This window comes from Ferrovibrio sp., from assembly GCF_036381655.1.
Taxonomy (GTDB): Bacteria; Pseudomonadota; Alphaproteobacteria; order Ferrovibrionales; family Ferrovibrionaceae; genus Ferrovibrio.
The window spans coordinates 50,998-72,142 of the sequence record NZ_DASVCJ010000082.1; the positions used below are offsets into that span (position 1 = coordinate 50,998).

19 protein-coding genes and 1 tRNA gene are annotated in these 21,145 nt (G+C 64.7%); 12 read left to right on the top strand and 8 right to left on the bottom strand.

The annotated features are described in order from the left end of the window. Positions 1-19 precede the first annotated feature (19 nt). Positions 20-406: a nuclear transport factor 2 family protein gene (locus tag VF194_RS18920; protein WP_330892762.1), complete on the bottom strand. Its 387-nt coding sequence runs from the start codon at positions 404-406 to the stop codon at positions 20-22. A 370-nt stretch (positions 407-776) separates the two neighbouring features. Here VF194_RS18920 and VF194_RS18925 point away from each other — a divergent pair, with 370 nt between their 5' ends. The 4 genes from VF194_RS18925 to VF194_RS18940 all read left to right on the top strand — a co-directional run bounded on the left by VF194_RS18925 (position 777) and on the right by VF194_RS18940 (position 5,143). After that, the gene (locus VF194_RS18925) at positions 777-2,102 is read left to right on the top strand and encodes an ABC transporter substrate-binding protein (RefSeq protein WP_330892763.1); all 1,326 of its coding nucleotides are present in this window, start codon (positions 777-779) and stop codon (positions 2,100-2,102) included. 74 nt (positions 2,103-2,176) lie between these two features. Further along, a complete protein-coding gene (locus VF194_RS18930; protein ID WP_330892764.1) occupies positions 2,177-3,079 on the top strand; it encodes a sugar ABC transporter permease in 903 nt (300 codons plus the stop codon). Between the two features lie 12 nt (positions 3,080-3,091). After that, complete coding sequence (locus tag VF194_RS18935; RefSeq protein ID WP_330892765.1) at positions 3,092-3,991, top strand: carbohydrate ABC transporter permease; 900 nt, start codon at positions 3,092-3,094, stop codon at positions 3,989-3,991. 15 nt (positions 3,992-4,006) lie between these two features. Further along, entirely contained in the window at positions 4,007-5,143 is a 1,137-nt protein-coding gene (locus tag VF194_RS18940) for a dipeptidase (RefSeq protein WP_330892766.1), read from the top strand. A gap of 3 nt (positions 5,144-5,146) precedes the next feature. On the opposite strand, the gene VF194_RS18945 is transcribed toward VF194_RS18940, so the two are convergent. The 6 genes from VF194_RS18945 to VF194_RS18970 form a co-directional block, all read right to left on the bottom strand. After that, positions 5,147-5,581: a cytidine deaminase gene (locus VF194_RS18945; RefSeq protein ID WP_330892767.1), complete on the bottom strand. Its 435-nt coding sequence runs from the start codon at positions 5,579-5,581 to the stop codon at positions 5,147-5,149. Further along, a complete protein-coding gene (locus VF194_RS18950) occupies positions 5,578-8,217 on the bottom strand; it encodes a valine--tRNA ligase (protein WP_330892768.1) in 2,640 nt (879 codons plus the stop codon). Before VF194_RS18950 ends, VF194_RS18945 begins: the two co-directional genes overlap by 4 nt. A gap of 93 nt (positions 8,218-8,310) precedes the next feature. After that, the gene (locus VF194_RS18955) at positions 8,311-8,976 is read right to left on the bottom strand and encodes a DUF2497 domain-containing protein (RefSeq protein WP_330892769.1); all 666 of its coding nucleotides are present in this window, start codon (positions 8,974-8,976) and stop codon (positions 8,311-8,313) included. A gap of 218 nt (positions 8,977-9,194) precedes the next feature. Next, a complete protein-coding gene (locus tag VF194_RS18960; RefSeq protein ID WP_330892770.1) occupies positions 9,195-10,571 on the bottom strand; it encodes a TolC family outer membrane protein in 1,377 nt (458 codons plus the stop codon). Positions 10,572-10,664: 93 nt separating this feature from the next. Further along, positions 10,665-10,997, bottom strand: coding sequence for a rhodanese-like domain-containing protein (locus VF194_RS18965; RefSeq protein WP_330892771.1), 333 nt, complete (start codon positions 10,995-10,997; stop codon positions 10,665-10,667). Positions 10,998-11,017: 20 nt separating this feature from the next. After that, a complete protein-coding gene (locus VF194_RS18970) occupies positions 11,018-11,689 on the bottom strand; it encodes a protein-L-isoaspartate O-methyltransferase (RefSeq protein WP_330892772.1) in 672 nt (223 codons plus the stop codon). Between the two features lie 180 nt (positions 11,690-11,869). Between VF194_RS18970 and VF194_RS18975 the strand changes: the two genes are divergently transcribed. The 3 genes from VF194_RS18975 to VF194_RS18985 all read left to right on the top strand — a co-directional run bounded on the left by VF194_RS18975 (position 11,870) and on the right by VF194_RS18985 (position 15,664). Further along, a tRNA-Cys gene (locus tag VF194_RS18975) sits at positions 11,870-11,943 on the top strand. Positions 11,944-12,025: 82 nt separating this feature from the next. Further along, positions 12,026-15,199 carry a bifunctional proline dehydrogenase/L-glutamate gamma-semialdehyde dehydrogenase PutA gene (putA, locus tag VF194_RS18980; RefSeq protein WP_330892773.1) on the top strand — a complete coding sequence of 1,058 codons (3,174 nt, stop codon included), beginning with the start codon at positions 12,026-12,028 and terminating at the stop codon, positions 15,197-15,199. Between the two features lie 84 nt (positions 15,200-15,283). Beyond that, the gene (locus VF194_RS18985) at positions 15,284-15,664 is read left to right on the top strand and encodes a hypothetical protein (protein ID WP_330892774.1); all 381 of its coding nucleotides are present in this window, start codon (positions 15,284-15,286) and stop codon (positions 15,662-15,664) included. Here VF194_RS18985 and VF194_RS18990 read toward each other — a convergent pair. Continuing rightward, on the bottom strand, positions 15,661-16,146 hold the full coding sequence (locus tag VF194_RS18990; RefSeq protein ID WP_330892775.1) for an ester cyclase: 486 nt from the start codon (positions 16,144-16,146) through the stop codon (positions 15,661-15,663). The genes VF194_RS18985 and VF194_RS18990 overlap by 4 nt on opposite strands. A gap of 123 nt (positions 16,147-16,269) precedes the next feature. Between VF194_RS18990 and VF194_RS18995 the strand changes: the two genes are divergently transcribed. From VF194_RS18995 to VF194_RS19015, 5 genes are read left to right on the top strand one after another with little or no spacing between them, the layout of a single operon-like run. Then, positions 16,270-17,187, top strand: coding sequence for a MoxR family ATPase (locus VF194_RS18995; RefSeq protein ID WP_330892776.1), 918 nt, complete (start codon positions 16,270-16,272; stop codon positions 17,185-17,187). A 4-nt stretch (positions 17,188-17,191) separates the two neighbouring features. Then, positions 17,192-18,424, top strand: coding sequence for a VWA domain-containing protein (locus VF194_RS19000; protein ID WP_330892777.1), 1,233 nt, complete (start codon positions 17,192-17,194; stop codon positions 18,422-18,424). Then, positions 18,421-18,765: an XdhC family protein gene (locus VF194_RS19005; protein ID WP_414656126.1), complete on the top strand. Its 345-nt coding sequence runs from the start codon at positions 18,421-18,423 to the stop codon at positions 18,763-18,765. The genes VF194_RS19000 and VF194_RS19005 overlap by 4 nt, the downstream gene beginning before the upstream one ends. Continuing rightward, positions 18,762-19,484, top strand: a complete 723-nt coding sequence (locus VF194_RS19010) for an XdhC family protein (RefSeq protein ID WP_330892778.1) — start codon at positions 18,762-18,764, stop codon at positions 19,482-19,484. Before VF194_RS19005 ends, VF194_RS19010 begins: the two co-directional genes overlap by 4 nt. Positions 19,485-19,487: 3 nt before the next feature. Further along, on the top strand, positions 19,488-21,131 hold the full coding sequence (locus tag VF194_RS19015; protein ID WP_330892779.1) for a molybdopterin-binding/glycosyltransferase family 2 protein: 1,644 nt from the start codon (positions 19,488-19,490) through the stop codon (positions 21,129-21,131). Positions 21,132-21,145 lie beyond the last annotated feature (14 nt).

Below are 21,145 nucleotides of genomic sequence, written 5' to 3' on the forward strand. Positions count from 1 at the left end.
ATCAGGTCGGCGGACGGCCTCAGCCGGCCGGCTGAAGGTCGAAATGGTAGGTCTTGTTGATGACCTGCCAGCGGCCATCGAGTTTGATGAAGGTCAGGCAGTCGGTGAAGACCTTCGGCAGGATGGCGCAGTTCAGGGCCACCACGGCCATGGTCGGCGCGAGGAACTGAACCGATAGGATACGATCATGCTGACGCCCCTGCCCGGTCGCGCGCGGCGCGGGGCGGTTCTGTACCATGGCGCACCATTGCTCGAACGGCACGTCCACCAGCTTGCCCCCGGTCGCCGAAAAAAGGTGCGAGGCCGGATGAAAGACCTGACGCAGCTTGGCGGTATCGCCCTCGTAAAGCCCATCGAGATAGAGTTGAACGACGGGAAAAATCTCTTCGGCCTGCGGCATGCTCATGGTGCTGTCCTCCTCATGCGGCAGCAGAGCAACCGCGGCCAGAGCCGTCAAGCGATGCCTGGCACGGGATCATTTCCGGCCGCCGGCCGCCGGAACGGGGTGCGGCGACAAAGCCGCTTGCGTCGGCGGGCTACAATGCATACGCTTGGTACAAGTATATGAGATACAACCTCGGCGGCGTCGATGACCGGGGCAGGAGTGAGGAAGCGTCGAAGCGCCCGTGCCAAGCGGGCACCCCAGACTTAACGAGTGGCGTTCGCAGTTCACGTAAGCCGCCTTATATGCGGCAGTTGCGAGTTTCATCATCGCCCGCCCACGCATTCCGCGGGGCTGGCGGAAACGAAAAGAAGCCATGGGAGGGCGTATCCGCATGTCAGATTTCACCAGGCGTGATGTCCTGAAGACCACCGTCGGCGCGGCTGCCGTCGGTGCTGCCGGCGGCGGCCTGCTGCTGCCGAAACATGTGATGGCGCAGCAGGCGCCGAACCTGAAGATCGAGAAGGGCGCGAAACTGCGCGTGCTGCGCTGGAGCCAGTTCGTCCAGGGCGATATCGACCAGTGGATGGCGAACACCAAGAAGTTCACCGAGAAGACCGGCGTGGAAGTCCGGATCGACCGCGAGAACTGGCCCGACGTGTCGCCCAAGGCGTCGGTGGCGGCCAATGTCGGCTCCGGCCCCGACATCATCGTCGACTTCTTCGATTCGCCGCAGCTCTTCGCCGACAAGCTCGTCGACCTGACCGACATCGCCACCTATCTCGGCAACAAATACGGCGGCTGGTTCCCGGTCTGCGAAAAATACAGCATGCGCGGCAAGAAATGGATCGGCCTGCCGCTGGGCGCGGCCGGCGCCTGCATGGTCTACCGCAAGAGCCATGTGGAAGCCGCCGGCTTCAAGGAATTCCCCAAGGACATGGACGGCTTCCTCAAGCTCTGCAAGAGCCTGCATGACAAGGGGACGCCGGCCGGCTTCGCGCTCGGCAACGCCGTCGGCGACGGTTCCTGGACCTACTGGCTGATGTGGGCCTTCGGCGGCAAGATGGTCGACGACAAGAACAATGTCGTCATCAACAGCCCGGAGACGATCAAGGCGCTCGAATACGCCAAGGAGCTGTATCCCAACCTCATCCCGGGCACGCTCGGCTGGCTCGATCCGAACAACAACAAGGCCTTCCTCGACGGCCAGATCAGCCTGACCAATAACGGCATCTCGGTCTACTACGCGGCGCTGAAATCGCCCGATCCGAAACTGAACGAGATGGCCAAGGACATCTACCATGCCAACTTCCCGGTTGGCCCGGTGGGACATCCGACGGAGCTGCATCTGTTCAGCCAGTCCTATGTGTTCAAATACACCAAGTATCCGAATGCCGCGAAAGCCTATCTCCTGCACATGATGGAGAAGGAGCAGTACGAGCCGTGGCAGTCGGCGGCGATCGGCTACGTCACTCATCCGCTGAAGGCGTATGAGAACAATGCCGTCTGGAAGTCCGATCCGAAAAACCTGCCCTACCGCGATACCGTGAAGAACATGCTCTGGCACGGCTATTCGGGCACGCTGGGTTATTCTTCGGCGGCGGCGCTGAACGACTACATCGTCAACAACATGGTGGCGCAGGCAGCTTCCGGCTCGAAAACGCCGAAGGAAGCGGCGGCCGAAGCCGAAAAGCGGCTGCAGCGCGTCTACCGCGTGTGATGGCCGGGCGGGGCGATATGAGCTATCGCCCCGCCTCCTCCCCAACAGTATCGTCTGCTACGGATCGGCTTGGTATGCCCCCCCACGTTCCGCTTTGGGACCGCGTGCGCGACAACACGCTTTTTCTGACCATCGTTTTCATGGCGCCTGCGGGCCTGCTGCTGCTGGTCTTCCTGACCTATCCGCTGGGCTTGGGAATCTGGCTCGGCTTCACCGACACGCGGATCGGACGTCCCGGCGTTTTCATCGGCTGGGAGAACTATGCCTCCCTGCTGCAGGATTCGATTTTCCTGAAATCGGTGTTCAACACGGTGCTGTATACGAGCGCGGCCACGGTGGTCAAATTCGCCCTCGGCCTCTGGCTGGCGCTGCTGCTGAATCGCCGCCTGCCGTTCCAGGCCTTCATCCGCGCCATCGTGCTGCTGCCCTATATCGTGCCCACCGTGCTGTCGGCGATCGCCTTCTGGTGGATCTACGATTCTCAATTCTCCATCCTGTCCTGGATGCTGACCAAACTGGGGCTGATCGATCAATACATCGACTTCCTCGGCGACGAGAACAACGCGCGCGCCGCGGTGATCGCGGCCAATATCTGGCGCGGCATTCCCTTCGTGGCGATCTGCCTGCTGGCCGGCCTGCAGACGATCTCGCCCAGCCTGTATGAAGCGGCGTCGCTGGACGGCGCCAACGCCTGGCAGCGCTTCTGTTACGTCACCGTGCCCAACCTGATGCCGGTGCTCAGCATCGTGCTGACCTTCTCGATCCTGTTCACCTTCACGGATTTCCAGCTGATCTACGCGATCACCCGCGGCGGCCCCAACAACGCAACCCATCTGATGGCTACGCTGGCCTTCCAGCGCGGCATCAATGGCGGCATGCTGGGCGAAGGCGCGGCCATCGCCATTGCCATGGTGCCCTTCCTGATCCTGTCGACGGCGGTCAGTTACCTGGCGCTGCAGCGCAAGAAATGGCAGTGAGGAGGTGATGCGATGAGCGCTCAGGCAGAAAGTACCGCCAAGATCGCCAAGCCCGGCCGCGAAGGGATGCAGTATCTCGAGACGGTCCCCTACCGTTTCGTCACGTTATGGCTGCCGCTCGGCGTCTTTCTCATCGTGCTGCTGTTCCCGTTTTACTGGATGGCGCTGACGACCGTGAAGCCGAACGGCGAGCTGCTGAACTATCACGATTTCGATCCGCTCTGGGTGGTGCATCCGACGCTGGACAATATCCACAAGCTGCTGTTCGAAACCCAGTATCCGCAATGGCTTGTCACCACCATGACCGTGGCGGTGGCCTCCACCGCCCTGTCGCTGTTCTGTTCGGTGCTGGCGGCCTATGCGATCGCCAGGCTGCGCTTCAAGGGCGCGGACACCATCGGCCTGCTGATATTCCTCGCCTATCTGGTGCCGCCCAGCATCCTGTTCATTCCGCTGGCCACGATGATCTTCCAGTTCGGCCTCTACGATAGCATGTGGGCGCTGATCCTGACCTATCCGACCTTCCTGATTCCCTTCTGCACCTGGCTTTTGATCGGCTATTTCAAGACGCTGCCTTTCGAGCTGGAGGAATGCGCGCTGATCGACGGCGCCTCGCGCTTCCAGATCCTGGTGAAGATCATCCTCCCGCTCAGCCTGCCCGGCCTGATCTCGGCGGGCATCTTCGCCTTTACGCTGAGCTGGAACGAGTTCATCTACGCGCTCGCCTTCATCTCCTCCTCCGAGAACAAGACCGTGCCGGTCGGCGTATTGACCGAACTCGTGGAGGGCGACGTCTACCATTGGGGATCGCTGATGGCCGGCGCATTGTTCGGCTCGCTGCCGGTGGCGATCCTTTACTCCTTCTTCGTCGACTCCTACGTCGCCAGTCTGACGGGCGCCGTGAAGGAATAGCGCCGCGCCGGCGCGATGCTGCGAAGGCGGAGCGATCCCGAGCCGGGCGGCAAGCCCGGGCATCCGGGTTTGACCCGGCGGCAGGCATTGGCCGCCGGCACTGCCTTGGGCCTGTTTGCCTGGGCATCGCTCCCTCTGTCCGCGTCCGCAGCCGCGGCGGAAAATCCCGAAACGCTGAAGCTGCTGTCTGGGGCCGTCACCATCGACATGCACAGCCATGCCGGCTCGGTCATCGGCCTGCGCCGCATCGAAACCCATGCACCGTTCTCGGCGGTTGCAGAACCGATGCGCGAAGGCGGCATGGCGGTCATCTGCCTGGCCATCGTGGCCGACAGCCCGGCAACGCGGGCCACCAAGGATCGCCGCATCCGCCCCTTCCGCCAGCCGGCGCCCGGCGAACTTCATGACTATGCCCAACGCGCCTTTGCGCGTGCCCATGCCATGATCGGGGCCGAGGGCCTGACGCTGATCGCCGATGCGGCAGGCCTGCGCAATGCCCGATCAGCCAGACCGGGCGCGCTGATCGCCAGCGAGGGCGGCGATTTCCTGGAAGGCCGCCTGGAGCGGCTGGACGAAGCGTATGACCGCTGGCGCCTGCGGCACCTTCAACTGACGCATTACCGTGTCAACGAACTTGGCGACATCCAGACCGAGCCGGCCGTGCATGGCGGCCTGACGGCTTTCGGGGCGGAGGTGATCCGGCGTTGCAACGGGCGCGGCATCGTCGTCGATATCGCCCACGGCACCTTCGACCTGGTCAAACGCGCAGCCGATGTCACGACCAAACCTCTCGTGCTGTCGCACACCTCCCTGAATCACGCTCCCGGCCCGAGGAGCCGCACCGTCTCCCCCGAGCATGCGAAACTCGTTGCGCAGACAGGCGGCGTGATCGGCATCTGGCCGCCCAGCACGATCTTTCCCAATATGGACGCTCTCGCCACCGGCATGGCGCGCATGGCAGACGTCGTCGGCGTCGACCATGTCGGCCTCGGCTCGGACATGATGGGCCTGCTCAGCCGATCGGCGCTGCCGAATTACCGGCACCTGCCGGCGCTTGCCGCCGCCCTGCTGGCGCGCGGTTTCACTCCCGCCGATATGCTGAAAATCCTCGGCGGCAATTATCTGCGCGTGGCGCTTGCCACAATGGTTTGAGGCCTATTCCAACCGCTGGTACTTGAGCGGCAGCAGATCGGCCGGGTTGTAGGCCGTCAGACCGCCATTGGCGGCCAGCAAGACCCGGGCATCCGGCGCAAAATCGCGCAGCATCTCGCGGCAGATGCCGCAGGGCGCCACCACCTGCGGCTCCTTATGCTGCTCGGTCGGGCGCGGATGACGGATCGAGACAATCGCTTCGATCGGATCGTCCTCGCCTGCCCCGGCGGCCATCGCCTGGCCGACGGCGACAGCCTCGGCGCAGACCGAGGCGCGGCCAACATACGTATCGAGATGCAGACCCGTGAAGATGCGCCCCGAGCGCGTGCGCAGGGCAGCGGCAATATGGTGCCGGCCGACCCGGTAGCGCTGCTTGATCAGTGCCGTGGCGGCATCGATCAGCGCCTGATCTTCCGGTTTGACGGGCTGAATATTCATCCAAGCTGCTGCAATGCTTCTTCAAGCTTCCCGGCCAGGGCGGCCTGGGCGGCGCGGCGTTCACGCTGCTCCTCCACCACATGCTCCGGCGCACGCGCTGTGAAAGTGGCATCCCCCAGCTTGGCATCGAGCTTGGCGATCTCGGCCTGGGCCCTGTCGCGCTCCTTGGCGAGCCGCGAGCGCTCCTTGGCGATGTCGATGACGTCGGCGAGCGGCAGCACGAAGGTGGTTTCATCCACCACGATCCGGGCCGAACCCTGCGGCGCGTCGACATTCCGAGACATCGTCTCGATACGCGCCAGGCGCTTGATCGGATCGGCATGCCGCTCCAGCCGCGCCAGCGTCTCGGCATTCGCCCCATTGGCGATCATGGCGATCTTCGCCGCCGCGGGAACGTTCAGCGCCGAACGCGCGCCGCGCACGCCTTCGATCAGGCGGATCAGCCAGTCGATCTCGGCGGCGGCGGCCTTGTCCTCTGCGCGGGCGCCATCCGCCGGCCAGTCGCGCAGCATCAGATAGCCACCGGGCTTGCCATACAGTTTGTCCCATAGCTCCTCGGTGACGAAGGGCATGAATGGATGCAGCAGATGCAGAAGCTGGCGCAGCGCATAGGCGCAGGTTGCCTGCGTCTCGGCTTTCAGCCCGGCATCCTCGCCGTTCAACGCCGGCTTGATCAGTTCGAGATACCAGTCGCAGAAGGTGCCCCAGGTGAAATGATAGAGCGCGCCGGCTGCTTCGTTGAACTTATACGCATCAAGCGCAGCTTCCACGTCGCGCGCCGCCTGGCCAAGCCGGCCGAGAATCCATTTGTTGATCGTGCCCTGCACCTCGGCCGGATCGAAATCGGCCGATAGAACGCAGCCGTTCATTTCGGCAAAGCGTGCGGCATTCCACAGTTTGGTGGCGAAGTTGCGGTAGCCCTCGACCCGCTGCTCCGACATTTTCACGTCGCGGCCCTGGGCGGCGAAGATGGAAAGCGTGAAGCGCAGCGCATCGGCGCCGTATTTGCCGATGATGTCGAGCGGGTCCATCACGTTGCCCTTGGACTTCGACATCTTCTGGCCCTTTTCGTCGCGGACCAGGGCATGGATGTAGACCGTATGGAACGGCACCTGCGTGGTGAAATGCAGCCCCATCATGATCATCCGGGCAACCCAGAAGAAGATGATGTCGAAACCGGTCACCAGCACATCCGTCGGATAATGCGACTTCAGCACCGGGGTCTGCTCCGGCCAGCCAAGCGTCGAAAACGGCCACAGCGCCGATGAGAACCAGGTATCCAGCACATCGGGATCGCGGGTGAGTTCGACTGCCTTGCCATAATGCCTGTCGGCTTCGGCCTGCGCCTCAGCTTCGTCGTAGGCCACGAAGACCTTGCCATCCGGGCCATACCAGGCCGGGATCTGGTGCCCCCACCAGAGCTGGCGCGAAATGCACCAGGGCTGGATGTTGCGCATCCATTCGAAATAGGTCTTTTCCCAGTTCTTCGGCACAAACTGGATATCGCCTTTCTCCACCGCCTCGATGGCCGGTTTGGCCAGAACTTCGGCGTTGACGTACCATTGCTCGGTCAGCCAGGGCTCGATGACGACCTGCGAACGATCGCCATGCGGCACCATATGCGTGTTCGGCTCGATCTTCTCGACCAGCCCCAGCCCTTCCAGATCGGCAACGATCTGCTTGCGCGCGGCGAAGCGCTCCATGCCACGGTATTTCTCCGGCACGGCATCGTTCAGATGAGCATGCTTGTCGAAGATGTTGATCATCTCCAGGCCATGCCGCTTGCCGACTTCAAAATCGTTGAAGTCATGCGCCGGCGTGATCTTCACCGCACCGGAGCCCTTCTCCGGATCGGAATATTCATCGGCGACGATCGGAATCCTGCGGCCGACCAGGGGCAGCACGGCATGCTTGCCGATCAGGTGTCTGTAGCGTTCGTCTTCCGGATGCACGGCGACGCCGGTATCGCCCAGCATCGTCTCCGGCCGCGTGGTCGCCACCGTGATGTAGGTGTCGGGCATCCCCTCGATGGGATACTTGAAGTACCAGAGGTGGCTTTTGACCTCATGCTGCTCGACCTCGAGATCGGAGATCGCGGTCAGCAGCTTGGGATCCCAGTTGACCAGCCGCTGGTCCTTGTAGATCAGGCCATCGCGATAGAGTTCGACGAAAACCTTGCGGACGGCAGCCGACAGGCCCTCGTCCATGGTGAAGCGCTCGCGGCTCCAGTCGCAGCTTTCGCCGAGCCGGCGCTGCTGGCTGGTGATCATGCCGCCGGATTCCGCCTTCCATTTCCAGACGCGCTCGACGAAGGCTTCGCGCCCCATCTGATGGCGGTTCATCTGCTGCGCGGCCAGTTGGCGCTCGACCACCATCTGCGTGGCGATGCCGGCATGATCGGTGCCGGGCTGCCAGAGCGTATCGCGGCCGCGCATGCGCTGATAGCGGATCAGGACATCCTGCAGCGTGTGATTGAGCGCATGGCCCATATGCAGGCTGCCGGTCACATTCGGCGGCGGCAGGGCGATGGTGTAGGGCTTGCCGGACTTCACGCCATGCCGGAAGCAACCGGCCTCCTCCCAGGCCTTGTAGAGGCGCGGTTCCACATCCTGCGGCGAATAGGTCTTGTCCAGCATAAGCATCAACTCGGGTACGGCGTCCAAAGGGGCGAAAAATAAAGACGATCCGGACCGGTCAGTCCAGACCCGGACGCGCCAGAAACCCGGATTTTACAGGAGATCCTGCTCTTCTTCCGCCTGGATCGTCAGCCGCGCGACCTCGCGCTCGACAATCCGCTGCACGATGGTGGCCAGATGCGCGTCCAGCCATTCCTTCAGCATCGGGCGCAGCAGCTCCTTGACCAGCTCTTCCAGGGTGCGCTGGCTGTTCCCCAGCCCCATGGCGCGCGAACCGGCCACGGCGCCGGAAAGCTGGCCCAGATGAGCGGCAGCCCGGGCGGCGGTCGGCGGCGAGACCAGCCCCTCCACCTCGTCGCGCACGACATCGGTGAGTTCCAAAATGTTTTCCCGCGGCTGCGGCCGCGGCGCAGCCCGGCGAGGCGGCGGCGGAGGTGGCGGCGGCTCGTAAGCCGGTTCCTCCTCGGGCTCCGGTTCCGGCTCAGCCGCGGCCATCACGGCCGGCTCGGGCTCAAGCTCCGGTTCGGGCTCGAAAGCGGGTTCGGGCATCGGCGGCTCAGGCTCAGGCTCAGGCTCCGGCGCCGTCATCATCGGCTCAGGTTCCAGCTCGGGCTCGGGCTCGGGCGCAGGCGGCGGCGCAGCCGCTTCCTCAGCCGGCGTTGCCGGCTGCTCGGCTCCGTCTTCCGAAATGATCCGCCGAATGGAGGCGAGGATTTCCTCCATCGTCGGTTCATTCTGCCCAGCTTTAGGGTCGCTCATCCCCTCGCTCACAAAAAACCTGCCAAAACATCAGTTTACTCAGCGGCTGCCATATGGTCCCGCAGCCGCGGGCAGTTACCGACCCAGCCAAGCCGAATCAGCACATCCACGATATGCGCTGGCAAAGATAACCGAACTGTTAACCAGGGTTAAGGGAATTTTCCGGAATCTCCCTCCAACCTTGGTTTTCGACCGATTCCGCGGCCGGGATTTACGGTTTACTCGGCGTTCAGACCGCCATCGGTGCCAAACCACTTGTTGCGGACGCGGTCGTAATTCTCGATCGGATCGTAATATTCGACCGGCAACGACAGCTGGCGGGCGCTCAAGCGGCCGATCGACGACAGCAGCGCAAAGCCGGCGACATACTCGTTGCGCCGCGCCTGCACCTCGGCAACCCGGGCATTGAGGTATTCCTGTTCGGCGTCCAACACGTCCAGCGTGGTGCGCGAACCGACTTCGGCTTCCTGCTGCACGCCTTCGAGGGCGACGCGGGCAGCCTCCACCTGCGCGCGGCGGGCCTCGATATTCGAGCGGGCCGTCATCAGGTTCTCCCAGGCCTGTACCACGGCCTGGCGTACCGCCCGCCGCTGCTCCTCCACCTGGATACGGCGCTGATTATGGATCTGCTTGCGCTGGCGGGTCTGGCTGTAGATGGAACCCGACTCATAGAGGGGTACGGTCAGCTGCAGCGACACCCGGGCGGAATCGGTTTCCAGATTGGCGCGCGAGGTTTCGTCCGCCTTGCTGAGCGAGCCGTTCAGCGACAGCGTCGGCAGCAGGGCGCCGGAGACGGCACGGACGTCGTACTTCGCCGCCACCTCGCGGAACTTGGCGCCCACCAGGTCCGGGTTCTCGTCATAGGCGATCTGGATCGCCTCCTGCTCACTAGCCGGCAATTGTGGCAGCGGCGGCGGCGAGGACAGCGTACCTGGCATCTCGCCGATGATGCGGGCCAGCACGGCCCGGCTGGAAACCAGGACGCCTTCGGCGGAAATGCGGTCGGCAATGGCCCCGCTCAAGCGCGACTCAGCCTGCGCGACGTCGGTGCGGGTGATCTCGCCGACGCGGAAACGCTCGCGCGTCGCCTCGAGCTGCCGGCGCAGAACCTCCTCGTTGTTGCGGTTCAGGTCCAGCACGGCCTGGTTCTGCACGACATCCATGTAGGCGGTCACGGCGTCCAGCAGGACGCTGCGCTCGGTGCTGGCAAGGTCCTGCCGGCCGGCGAGAACCAATGCCTCGGCGGCCTCAGTGGCCGCTTCGGTGCGGCCGCCGCGATAGAGCGGTTCGGTGATCGTCAGCGACAGGGTTTTGGGCGTGATGGTGTCGCTTTGAAAGCTGGAGGATTGTGGATCGTAATCCTGCCGCAGCGTGCCGATCTCGCCGTTGACGCTCACCGTCGGCCGCCAGTTCGACAATGCCTGCGGCACGCCTTCATCGGTGGCGCGCAAGGCGGCGCGGGCGGAGAGCAATGTGGGATTGTTGTTGTAGGCGGCGCTCAATACTTCGTTGAAAGTCTGTGCCGAGGCCGGTTGCACGGCGATCAAGCAGCTTCCGGCAAGCGCCGAAGCAAGAAAGGCCTTAGTGAAGTTCATGCCGTGTATCCATTTCTTTTTGTTGCCTGCGTGGCGTCGCGCCATGCCGAACTCGTCTTCCCCGGAACTCTTGTTGTTATTTGCACACGGAACTCAGTATTTGGCCATCGAGGGATCAATCTGCTCAGCCCAGGCATGAATACCGCCCGCAAGATTGATTGCCTGCGAAAAACCGTTCTGCCGCAGCCATCCCGTCACCTGACGGCTGCGGCCACCGTGATGGCACATCACCACCAGCGGCTTGTCCTGCGGCAGTTCGGCGGCCCGGGAGGGGACCTGCCGCATCGGGATGTGCATGGCGCCCGCAAGCGCACATGCCGTCACTTCCCAATCCTCCCGCACATCCAGCACGGCGATGTCGCGACCGCCCTTGCGCCAGGCATCCAGCTGGGCGACATCGATCTCGAGCGGGGCAGGGTCAGTCATAACAGGCTTTCAGCGGTCTCTTAAAATACAAATCCGGCCGGCCGTTCGAATCCGGGCATCGGCGGCGTCCCGGCATCGAACAGCACCCGCTGCGGGAACAGATCGCCGGTGCGCTTGACGATGACCGCCTGGCCGATGGGCGCTTCGGGGGGCCGCACCACGCCGACCAGCCGGCCGCCATCGGCGAGCTGGTTCAGCAGCGCGGGGGAAATCTCCGGCACGGCGCCGGCCAGCAGCATGACGTTGAACGGCGCCTGCTTCTGCAGCCCGTCCTTCAAGGCGCCTTCCACCACGGCGACATTGTCGATCCCCAGGGCCTGCAGGGTCTGGCTGGCCTGCTGTGCCAGGGCCGGATCACTTTCCAGCCCGATTACCGTATTGGCGATCTTGGCCAGCACGGCGACCTCGTAGCCGGTGGTGCAGCCGACCACCAGGGCGATGTCCTGCTGCTGGACCTCTGCTTCCTGCAGCAACCGCGCAAGCACCATCGGCTCCATAAGGTAGCGGCCCGGGGCGACCATGACGTCCTCGTCGACATAGGCCACGCCACGATAGGGCTTCGGCACGAATTGTTCGCGCGGCACCGCCTCCATGGCGTCGATCACCTGCTCGTCGATGACCCGGTTCGGGCGGAGCTGGGAAAGCACCATCTGGCGGCGAGCTTCGGCATATTGGCGGTCGGCGAGAGCCATGGGTCTGGAATCCTGGCTAGACAGAGAAAAGTTCGCGCCGTTTATAATGCTGCGATGCGGTGAAAACAACGCCTGTATGCTGGCTTAGCCGCAATTGGTAATGCCCGTCACAGGCGTGCCGCCGCCGGCAGGCTCTTGACCCCGCAGGAGCGAAACCCTTACTAAGGGGCGCGCTCGCGAGGTCCGGTGGCGGAGTGGTGACGCAGCGGACTGCAAATCCGCGTACGCCGGTTCAATTCCGGCCCGGACCTCCATTCTTCCCCAAAATTGCAACCTGACCCTTCCCGCTCGCGCATGGCCGCGGCCATAATCGGCATGCGATTCGATGAGGCTGCCATGCCGCCGGGAACCACCCCGCCGTTAACGACCGGCCCGTTGCAAAACAATGCTGTAGCCCGGGACCCTTTGCGGGAAGCGATCCGGGCCGCGCACCGGATGGATGAGACGGCCTGCATCTCCGAGCGGCTGAAATCGGCGGCCCTGCCGCCGGAACGCGCCGCCCGCATCTCCACCGAGGCGGCAGCCCTGGTCCAGACCCTGCGCGACCGGCGCAGCACCAATTCCCCCGTCGAGGCCTTCATGCGCCAGTACGGGCTATCGTCCCAGGAAGGCGTGCTGCTGATGTGCCTGGCCGAGGCGCTGCTGCGCATCCCCGACAGCGACACCGCCGACGCCCTCATCCGCGACAAGCTCGGCGGCGCCGACTGGACTCGCCATCTTGGCCGGGCCGATGACCTGCTGGTCAACGCCTCGAGCTGGGCGCTGGTGCTGACCGGGGAGTTGCTGCGCCGGGACGTCGCCGCCCCCCGCCCCTGGCATGACGGCTTGCGCCAGGCCGTCGCGCGGTTGGGCGAACCGGTGATCCGGGCGGCGATCCGCCATGCCATGCGTATGCTTGGCGATCAGTTCGTGCTGGGCGAAAGCATCCAGGCGGCCTTGCGCCGCGCCCGCGACGACGAGGCGAACGGCTACCGCCATTCCTTCGATATGCTCGGCGAGGCGGCCCGCACCATGGCCGATGCCGACCGCTATCTGGCCGCCTATTCCAATGCCATTGCGGCAATCGGCAAGGCGGGCGCCGGCCGCGGCCCGGTTGAGGGTCCGGGCATTTCGGTCAAGCTGTCCGCATTGCATCCCCGCTACGAGTTCGCGCAACGGCATCGCGTCATGACCGAGCTGCTGCCGCGGCTGATCGGGCTGTGCCGCGAAGCCAAGGCGGCCAATATCGGATTGACCATCGATGCCGAGGAAGCCGATCGCCTCGATCTGTCGCTGGACCTGATCGAAGCCCTGGCGGAAGAGCCGAGCCTGCGCGGCTGGCAGGGATTGGGGCTAGCCGTCCAGGCATATCAGAAGCGCGCCCTTCCGCTGGTCGAATGGCTGATCGCCCTCGGGCGGCGCTGCAACCGGCGCTGGCTGCTGCGGCTGGTCAAGGGCGCTTACTGGGACAGCGAGATCAAATGGGCGCAAGTCGGCGGCTTCGATGGCTACCCGGTTTTCACCCGCAAGGCGGCAACGGATGTGTCCTACCTCGCCTGCGCATGTGCGATGCTGGCCGCGAGCGATGCGATCTATCCGGCTTTCGCCACCCATAACGCCCATACGATCGCGGCAATCGTCGATCTGGCCGAAGGACGGCGCGATTTCGAATTCCAGCGCCTGCACGGCATGGGTGAAGCCCTGCATGACCGCGTCGTCGCCAGGGACGGCTATGCCTGCGCCTGCCGGATCTACGCCCCCGTCGGCAGCCATCAGGACCTGCTGGCCTATCTGGTGCGCCGGTTGCTCGAGAACGGCGCGAATTCCTCCTTCGTGCATCGTGTCGGCGACCGCACCGTCCCGGTCAGCGAAATCGCCGCAGATCCGGTCAGCCGGCTCGCCGCGCTGGAGCCGAAGCCCAATCCGCGCATCCCTTTGCCGCGCGATATCTACGGTCCGGGGCGGAAGAATGCCAATGGCTTCGATCTCAATGCGCCCGACAGCACCGCGCATCTGCTGTCGCAATTCACGCAGTTGCAAAAGGTGCAGCACGCCGCCGCGCCGATCATCGGCGGCCGGAGTTCCAGCGGCAATCCCGTAGCCGTAACCAATCCGGCAAATCGCCGCGAGGCCGTCGGCCAGGTCGTCAACGCTACACCCCGGGACGCAGCAAAGGCCTTTGAAATCGCTGCCGCAGCACAGCACGCCTGGTCGGCGCTATCCGCGAAACACCGGGCCGATTGCCTGCGGCGCGCCGCCGACCTCTACGAAAACGAAATGCTGCCGCTCATGAGTCTGGCGGTGCGCGAGGCGGGCAAGACCTGGGCCGACGCGGTGGCCGAGATCCGCGAGGCGGTCGATTTCCTGCGTTATTATGCCGCCGAAGCCGAACGCCTGGCTGCCGCGCCGCAGGTCATGCCGGGCCCGACCGGAGAGCGCAACGAGCTGACCTTGCATGGCCGCGGCGTCTTCGTCTGCATCAGCCCGTGGAATTTCCCGCTCGCCATCTTCACCGGCCAGATCGCCGCAGCGCTGGCGGCCGGCAATGCCGTGCTGGCCAAGCCGGCGCCGCAGACGCCGCTGATCGCCGCCGCCGCGGTCCGTCTGCTGCATCAAGCCGGCATTCCCGGCGACATTCTGCATCTCCTGCCTGGAGGGCCGGAACTGGGCGCGGTGCTGATCGGGGATCCGCGCGTTGCCGGCGTGTGCTTTACCGGCTCTACGGCGGTCGCCCGCAAAATCAACCGTGCGCTGGCCGCCAAGGATGGTCCGATCGTGCCGCTGATCGCGGAAACCGGCGGCGTCAATGCGATGATCGTCGACAGCTCGGCGCTGCCGGAACAGGTGGTGCGCGATGTAATCACCTCCGCCTTCCAGAGCGCCGGGCAGCGCTGCTCGGCCCTACGGCTGCTCTGCCTGCAGGAAGATGTCGCCGACCGCATGATCGAGATGCTTGCGGGCGCCATGGCGGAGCTGCAAGTCGGCGATCCGGCACAGCTTGCCACCGATATCGGTCCGGTCATTGACGCCCAGGCGCTGCAGCGGTTGCAGACCCATGCGGCAAAGCTGGATCGCGCAGCGCGGCTGATCGCCCGCGCGAGGCTGAGCGCATATTGCGAAAACGGCACTTTCCTGGCGCCGGCAGCCTACGAGATACCCGATCCCGGTTGGCTGCGCGAGGAGGTTTTCGGACCCTTGCTGCATGTGGCGCGCTTCCGTGCCGATGCGCTCGATCAGTTGCTGGATGCAATCAACGGCACCGGCTACGGCCTGACGCTGTCGATCCACAGCCGGATCGATGCCACCGTCGCCCGCGTCCGCAGCCGTGCCCGTGTCGGCAATCTCTACGTCAACCGCAATCAGATCGGCGCCGTGGTCGGCGTGCAGCCCTTTGGCGGCGAGGGTCTGTCCGGCACCGGACCCAAAGCCGGCGGGCCGCATTACCTCGCCCGCTTCGTCACCGAGCGCCATACCGCCATCGACACGACGGCGGCCGGCGGAAATACCAGCCTTCTGGCGGGCGAGGAATAATCCTCGTTCCGCTCCGCCTGTTAGCACCCCGTTAAGCGGGTTTCACACATACTCGAGCCGATCCTATGATTGCGCCAGGAGGCGATGATGAAGATTGTCGGCTACGGCAAGAGCGACAAGGTTGACCATCTCGTCAGCAAGGACATGCTGGATCGCGACACCGCGCGAAAGCTGCAGAAGTTCCTCGAAGAAATCGAGATGGCGATCTTCAGCGCCAACCGCGAGGTAATCAAGAAGGCGGTTCCGGAGCTGAACCGGGACTCCTTCATGGCCTTTGCCGTGCGCGTCGCCGAGGCGCGGGCCCGCTATATCAAAGCCGCGCTGGACCTCTCGGCCAAGGCCAATCCCTCGCCCGAGGATATCGCGCATCTCAAGGCCGCCCGCGAGGCCAACGACGAGATGATGCACGCCTTCGAGGCGACCAAGCGGATCATCGAACGCGGTTATACGCTGCTGGTCCGCTAAAGGCCCGTTTCCGCCCAGCGGCGGGCCTTTTCAAGCGCCTCGGCCGCGATCCGCTCCCGCCCGAGCTGACGGAACAAGGTGGCCAGATCGTAATAGAAACGCTCTTCCACGAACAGGCCGTCGCGGAACTTGACGAAAACGGTAAAGGACAGGACGAAGCTTTTTCCCGTGGGTTCCAGGCCGAGAAACGGCCCGACATGGCGGCCGACATATTGCGGCTCGGCCACATAGGTCTCGTCGTCGATCCAGCGGGCGGTACCGATCGGCGAGCGCTCAACCACATTGCCGAACGCCGTCCACCATTGCCGGTAATGCCGCTCCGCCCCTGCCAGGCCGGGAAAGACCTGCCCGATAGCCAGATCGCGGAAGGTGCAGTCCGGATGCACCGTGGCAAGCGTGCCCTGCATATCATGGGCGTTTTCGGACGCCAGATGCCGCTGCAGCGTCAGGCGATTGGGATGTGGATCGGTCGGAGCATGCATGGCGCTTTTCCTTTAATCGTCTGTCCGGGAAGACGAGCCGCAGTCCGACCTTGTGACAGCCGGCCGAAGCGGGCATGATTTCTTCTCTCCCTGACCTATTTCATGCCAATGCCCATAGCCGCCATGCCTGCCCTGCCCGATTCCATCGATGCCGTCGAAGCCCTGCTGAACCGGGGCGACTATGTTGCCGACCGCCCCCTGGCGACGACGCTGTTCCTGGCCCTCAAGATGGGCCGGCCGCTCTTCCTCGAGGGCGAAGCCGGGGTCGGCAAGACCGAAATCGCCAAGGTTCTCGCAGCGACGCTGGATCGGCCGCTGGTGCGCCTGCAATGCTATGAAGGCCTCGATCTGGCCTCCGCCGTCTATGAATGGAATTATCCGCGCCAGATGCTGGAGATCCGCCTTGCGGAGGCGACCGGCGAAGGCGACAAAGGCACGCTGAGCCATGATCTGTTCAGCCCCGATTTCCTGATCGAGCGGCCGCTGCTGCAGGCGCTGAAGCCGGATTCCAAGGGCGCGCCGGTCCTGCTGATCGACGAGCTCGACCGCACCGACGAGCCGTTCGAAGCCTATTTGCTCGAAGTGCTGTCCGACTTCCAGATCACCATCCCCGAAATCGGCACGATCAAGGCGAGCGAGCCGCCAATCGTCGTCATCACCTCGAACCGCACGCGCGAAATCCACGACGCGCTGAAGCGCCGCTGCCTCTATTACTGGGTCGACTATCCTACCGCGGAACGCGAGCTGGCGATCCTCAACCGCAAGATTCCTGGGGCGCCGGAACGGCTGAGCCGCGAGATCGTCGCTTTCGTGCAGCATCTGCGCGAGATCGAGCTGTTCAAGCTGCCTGGTGTGGCGGAAACCATCGACTGGACCCGGGCCCTGGTTTTCCTGAACAAGGTCGCCCTCGATCCGGAGACGATCGACAACACGCTTGGCGTGCTGCTGAAATACCAGGACGACATCGCCAAGATGAAAGGCTCGGAGGCGGCAGCCATCCTGCGCCAGGTGCAGCAGGACATGGCCGCACTGGGGATGTGACGCAATGAACCTGCTGCCCGAGTTACCAGCAGGTGAGCCCGGCGCATTCGCCGAGAATATCGTGCATTTCGTGCGGCTTTTGCGTGCCTCCGGCCTTCCGCTTGGCCCCGGCAAGGCGCTGGATGCCGTGCGCGCCGTGGAAGCGGCCGGTATCCGCCGGCGCGACGATCTCTACTGGACGCTGTTTGCCGTCCTGGTCAACCGCCGCGATCAGCGCGAGTTGTTCGATCAAGCCTTCCATATCTTCTGGCGCGACCCGAAGATATTGGAGCGCATGATGAGCCTGTTGCTGCCGGAGGCGGAAGGCACCGCCGAACCGAAGAAGAGCGAGGTTTCCCAACGCGTCCGCCAGGCCCTGCTGTCGGCGCATGGCCGGAACCGCAAGGCCGGCGAGCAGAAGGATGTCGAGATCGACGCCACGCTGACCTTCTCGGCCGAAGAGCTTCTGCAGCAGAAGGATTTCGCCGAGATGACGGCGGAAGAACTGGACCGGGCCAAAGCGGCCCTAGCCCGCCTCGAATGGCCGTTCAAGCCGCAGCATGTCCGCCGCCTCAAGCCCGACGACCGGGGCCATCGCATCGACCTGCGCGCCAGCCTGCAGGCCAGCCTGCGCAGCGGCGGCGCCATCATCCCGCTCAGGCGCAAAAGCCCGGGGGAACGGCCGCCGCCGCTTGTCGTGCTCTGCGACATTTCCGGCTCGATGAGCCAATACAGCCGCATGTTCCTGCATTTCATGCATGCGCTCACCAACGACCGGGCGCGCGTGCATTCCTTTCTGTTCGGTACGCGGCTGACCAATGTGACCCGCCTGTTACGGCAGCGCGATGTCGACAAGGCCCTCGCCGCCGTCAGCGAAAAGGTCCCCGACTGGTCCGGCGGTACCCGGATCGGCACCACCTTGGAGGAGTTCAACCGGCTGTGGTCCCGCCGCGTGCTGGGCCAGGGTGCCGTAGTGCTGCTGGTGACGGATGGCCTCGACCGCGAAGGCGGCGCCGGGCTGGCGCGGGAGATGGAGCGCCTGCACAAATCCTGCCGCCGCCTGATCTGGCTCAACCCCTTGCTCCGCTGGGACGGCTTCGAGCCGAAGGCGGCAGGAATCCGCGCCATTCTGCCCCATGTTGACGATTTCAGGCCGGTTCACAATCTTAACTCCATCGCCGATCTGGTGGCGGCGCTGAGCCATGGCAGCAATGCCGGCAATCGCCTGCAGCAGACTATGAAAAGGATGGCGGCATGATCCCGGAGACGATGAAGACAGCGATGAACGAGGACATCCTCTCCACGGCGCAGGCCTGGAAGAGTGCCGGCAAGGGCGTCGCTCTGGCCACGGTGGTGACCACCTGGGGCTCGGCTCCGCGCCCGATGGGCAGCCAGCTCGTCGTGGATCAGGATGGCAAATTTCTCGGCTCCGTTTCCGGCGGCTGCATCGAAGGGGCCGTCATCACCGAAGCCCTGGATGTGATCGCCGATGGCAAGCCGCGGTTGCTCGATTTCGGCGTTTCCGATGCTCAGGCCTGGGAAGTCGGCCTGGCCTGCGGCGGCAAGATTCAGGTTTTCGTTGAACGGTTGGACGAATGAAGAAGACAATCCTCGATCAACTGCAGCAGGACCGCGCCGAGAAGCGCCCGGTCGTGCTTGCCACATTCCTGAAGACCGGCGAACAGCGGCTGCTTTACCTTTTCGGCAAGAAGGGGCTGAAGCACATCGATCCGCGCATTGGCGAAGCGGCCCGTGCGGCGCTTCTGGAAGACAAGCCGCGCACCATCGAGACCGAGCAAGGCCCCCTCTTCCTGAATGTCTTCAATCCGCCGCTGCGGCTGATCCTGATCGGCGCCGTCCATATCGCCCAGGCGCTGGTGCCGATGGCGCAATTCACCGGCTATGAAGTCACCGTCATCGATCCGCGCAGCGCTTTCGGCTCGGCAGAACGCTTTCCCGGCGTAACCTTGTCGAACGACTGGCCGGACGAAGCGATGGCCGAGCTGAAGCCCGATCTGCGCACCGCGGTCGTCACGCTGACCCACGATCCGAAGATCGACGATCCGGCACTGATTGCGGCGCTGAAATCGGACGCCTTCTATATCGGCGCGCTGGGCAGCAAGAAGACGCATGCCGCCCGGCTGGAGCGGCTGCGCGCGGCGGGTATCTCCGAGCATGAATTCGCCCGCATCCACGGCCCGGTGGGCTTGAGCATCGGCGCCAAATCGCCGGCTGAAATCGCCATAGCGATCCTGGCGCAGATGACGGCCGCGTTGCGCCAGCCGGCCGAGCGCAGCCCCGCCACGGAGGCGGCCTGAGCCATGTTCTTCGGATCCGTGCCGGTACAGGAAGCGGTCGGCGGCGTGCTTGGCCACAGCATCGGCGTCGGCAAGGAGCGCTTCAAGAAGGGCCGCGTGCTGAGCGCCGCCGATGTCGAAGCCTTGCTGGCGGCAGGCCACAAGCAGGTGCATATCGCCCGGCTCGATCCCGATGACATGCCCGAGGATGAGGCTGCGGGACGCATCGCCGCCGCCGCTGCCGGCTCGGGCGTCCGGGTGGCCGCCGCTTTCACCGGGCGCGCCAACCTGTATGCCGAAGCCGCCGGCCTGGCCCGCATCGACACGGCGCGGCTAGATGCCGTCAATGAGCTCGACGAAGCGCTGACCATAGCGACGGTGGCGGATTACGAGCCGGTCGAGCCGGGCCAGATGCTGGCCACGGTGAAGGTCATTCCCTTTGCCGCCCCCCGCAAGGTGATCGAGCGCGGCGAGAGCATTCTGCGCGAAACGACGCCTCTCGTGCAGGTCGCCGCCTTCCGCCCCTGCAATGCGGGCCTGGTGGTGACTTTCGTGCCGGAAACGAAGGAGAGCGTTCTGGCCAAGACCGAGCAATCGGTCGCGCAGCGCCTGGCCCATCTTGGCGGGCGCATCGCCGCCACCTGCAGGGTGCCGCATGACGATGCCGCGGTGGCCGAAGCCATCGCCGAACTCAAGGCGCGCGGCTGTGCCCCCATCTTCGTCTTCGGCGCATCGGCCACCGTCGACCGCCTCGACATGGTGCCGGCCGGGCTGACCCGTGCCGGCGGGGTGGTCGAGCATTTCGGCATGCCGGTCGATCCGGGCAACCTGCTGATGCTGGGCCGCCATGGCGACGTGCCCGTGGTCGGCGTGCCGGGCTGCGCGCGCTCGCCCAAGCTCAACGGCTTCGATTGGGTGCTGCAGCGGCTTTGCGCCGGCATACCGGTCGGCCGCCGGGACATCATGCGCATGGGGGCCGGCGGCCTGCTGAAGGAAATTCCCACCCGCCCGATGCCGCGCGCCGGCGGCGCTGCCGATGAGCCGGCATCCGCCGCGCCGCGGCGGCCGAAAATCGCCGCCCTGATCCTGGCCGCCGGCTTGTCGCGCCGCTTCGGCGATGGCCATAAGCTGCTCGCCGAGATCGACGGCAAGCCGGTAATCCGGCATGTGGTCGAGGCTGCCCTGGCCTCCAGCGCGCGCCCGATCCTGCTGGTTGTCGGCCATCAGGCGGAAGCCATCCGCCAGGCCGCGGGGACGGGCGATTTCAGCGTGGTCGACAATCCGGCATACAAGGAAGGCCTTGCCGCATCCCTGCGCGCCGGCCTGACCGCCCTGCCACCCGGCCTGGATGGCGTGCTGATCTGCCTCGGCGACATGCCGGATGTCGGGCCGGCAGCGCTTGAAAAGCTGATCGCCGCCTTCAATCCCACCGAAGGTCGCGCCATCTGCCTGCCCACCCATGACGGCAAGCGCGGCAACCCAACGTTGTGGGGTCTGCAGTTCCTGCCCGACCTGCTGCGCTTGGAAGGCGATACCGGTGCCCGCAGCCTTTTTGGTCCTTATGCGGACTGGATCTGCGAGGTCCCGGTCAACGAGCCCGGCATTCTACTTGATTACGACACGCCTGCCATGCTCGCGCAGCGACGCCCGTCCGGCCCAGCCGGCTAGGATTTTTGCGGGGT

Bases quoted from the DNA above. Each gene is read 5' to 3' on its own strand.
- VF194_RS18920 (WP_330892762.1), bottom strand. From the start codon at position 406: ATGAGCATGCCGCAGGCCGAAGAGATTTTTCCCGTCGTTCAACTCTAT.
- VF194_RS18925 (WP_330892763.1), top strand. From the start codon at position 777: ATGTCAGATTTCACCAGGCGTGATGTCCTGAAGACCACCGTCGGCGCG.
- VF194_RS18930 (WP_330892764.1), top strand. From the start codon at position 2,177: ATGCCCCCCCACGTTCCGCTTTGGGACCGCGTGCGCGACAACACGCTT.
- VF194_RS18935 (WP_330892765.1), top strand. From the start codon at position 3,092: ATGAGCGCTCAGGCAGAAAGTACCGCCAAGATCGCCAAGCCCGGCCGC.
- VF194_RS18940 (WP_330892766.1), top strand. From the start codon at position 4,007: ATGCTGCGAAGGCGGAGCGATCCCGAGCCGGGCGGCAAGCCCGGGCAT.
- VF194_RS18945 (WP_330892767.1), bottom strand. From the start codon at position 5,581: ATGAATATTCAGCCCGTCAAACCGGAAGATCAGGCGCTGATCGATGCC.
- VF194_RS18950 (WP_330892768.1), bottom strand. From the start codon at position 8,217: ATGCTGGACAAGACCTATTCGCCGCAGGATGTGGAACCGCGCCTCTAC.
- VF194_RS18955 (WP_330892769.1), bottom strand. From the start codon at position 8,976: ATGAGCGACCCTAAAGCTGGGCAGAATGAACCGACGATGGAGGAAATC.
- VF194_RS18960 (WP_330892770.1), bottom strand. From the start codon at position 10,571: ATGAACTTCACTAAGGCCTTTCTTGCTTCGGCGCTTGCCGGAAGCTGC.
- VF194_RS18965 (WP_330892771.1), bottom strand. From the start codon at position 10,997: ATGACTGACCCTGCCCCGCTCGAGATCGATGTCGCCCAGCTGGATGCC.
- VF194_RS18970 (WP_330892772.1), bottom strand. From the start codon at position 11,689: ATGGCTCTCGCCGACCGCCAATATGCCGAAGCTCGCCGCCAGATGGTG.
- putA (WP_330892773.1), top strand. From the start codon at position 12,026: ATGCCGCCGGGAACCACCCCGCCGTTAACGACCGGCCCGTTGCAAAAC.
- VF194_RS18985 (WP_330892774.1), top strand. From the start codon at position 15,284: ATGATGAAGATTGTCGGCTACGGCAAGAGCGACAAGGTTGACCATCTC.
- VF194_RS18990 (WP_330892775.1), bottom strand. From the start codon at position 16,146: ATGCATGCTCCGACCGATCCACATCCCAATCGCCTGACGCTGCAGCGG.
- VF194_RS18995 (WP_330892776.1), top strand. From the start codon at position 16,270: ATGCCTGCCCTGCCCGATTCCATCGATGCCGTCGAAGCCCTGCTGAAC.
- VF194_RS19000 (WP_330892777.1), top strand. From the start codon at position 17,192: ATGAACCTGCTGCCCGAGTTACCAGCAGGTGAGCCCGGCGCATTCGCC.
- VF194_RS19005 (WP_414656126.1), top strand. From the start codon at position 18,421: ATGATCCCGGAGACGATGAAGACAGCGATGAACGAGGACATCCTCTCC.
- VF194_RS19010 (WP_330892778.1), top strand. From the start codon at position 18,762: ATGAAGAAGACAATCCTCGATCAACTGCAGCAGGACCGCGCCGAGAAG.
- VF194_RS19015 (WP_330892779.1), top strand. From the start codon at position 19,488: ATGTTCTTCGGATCCGTGCCGGTACAGGAAGCGGTCGGCGGCGTGCTT.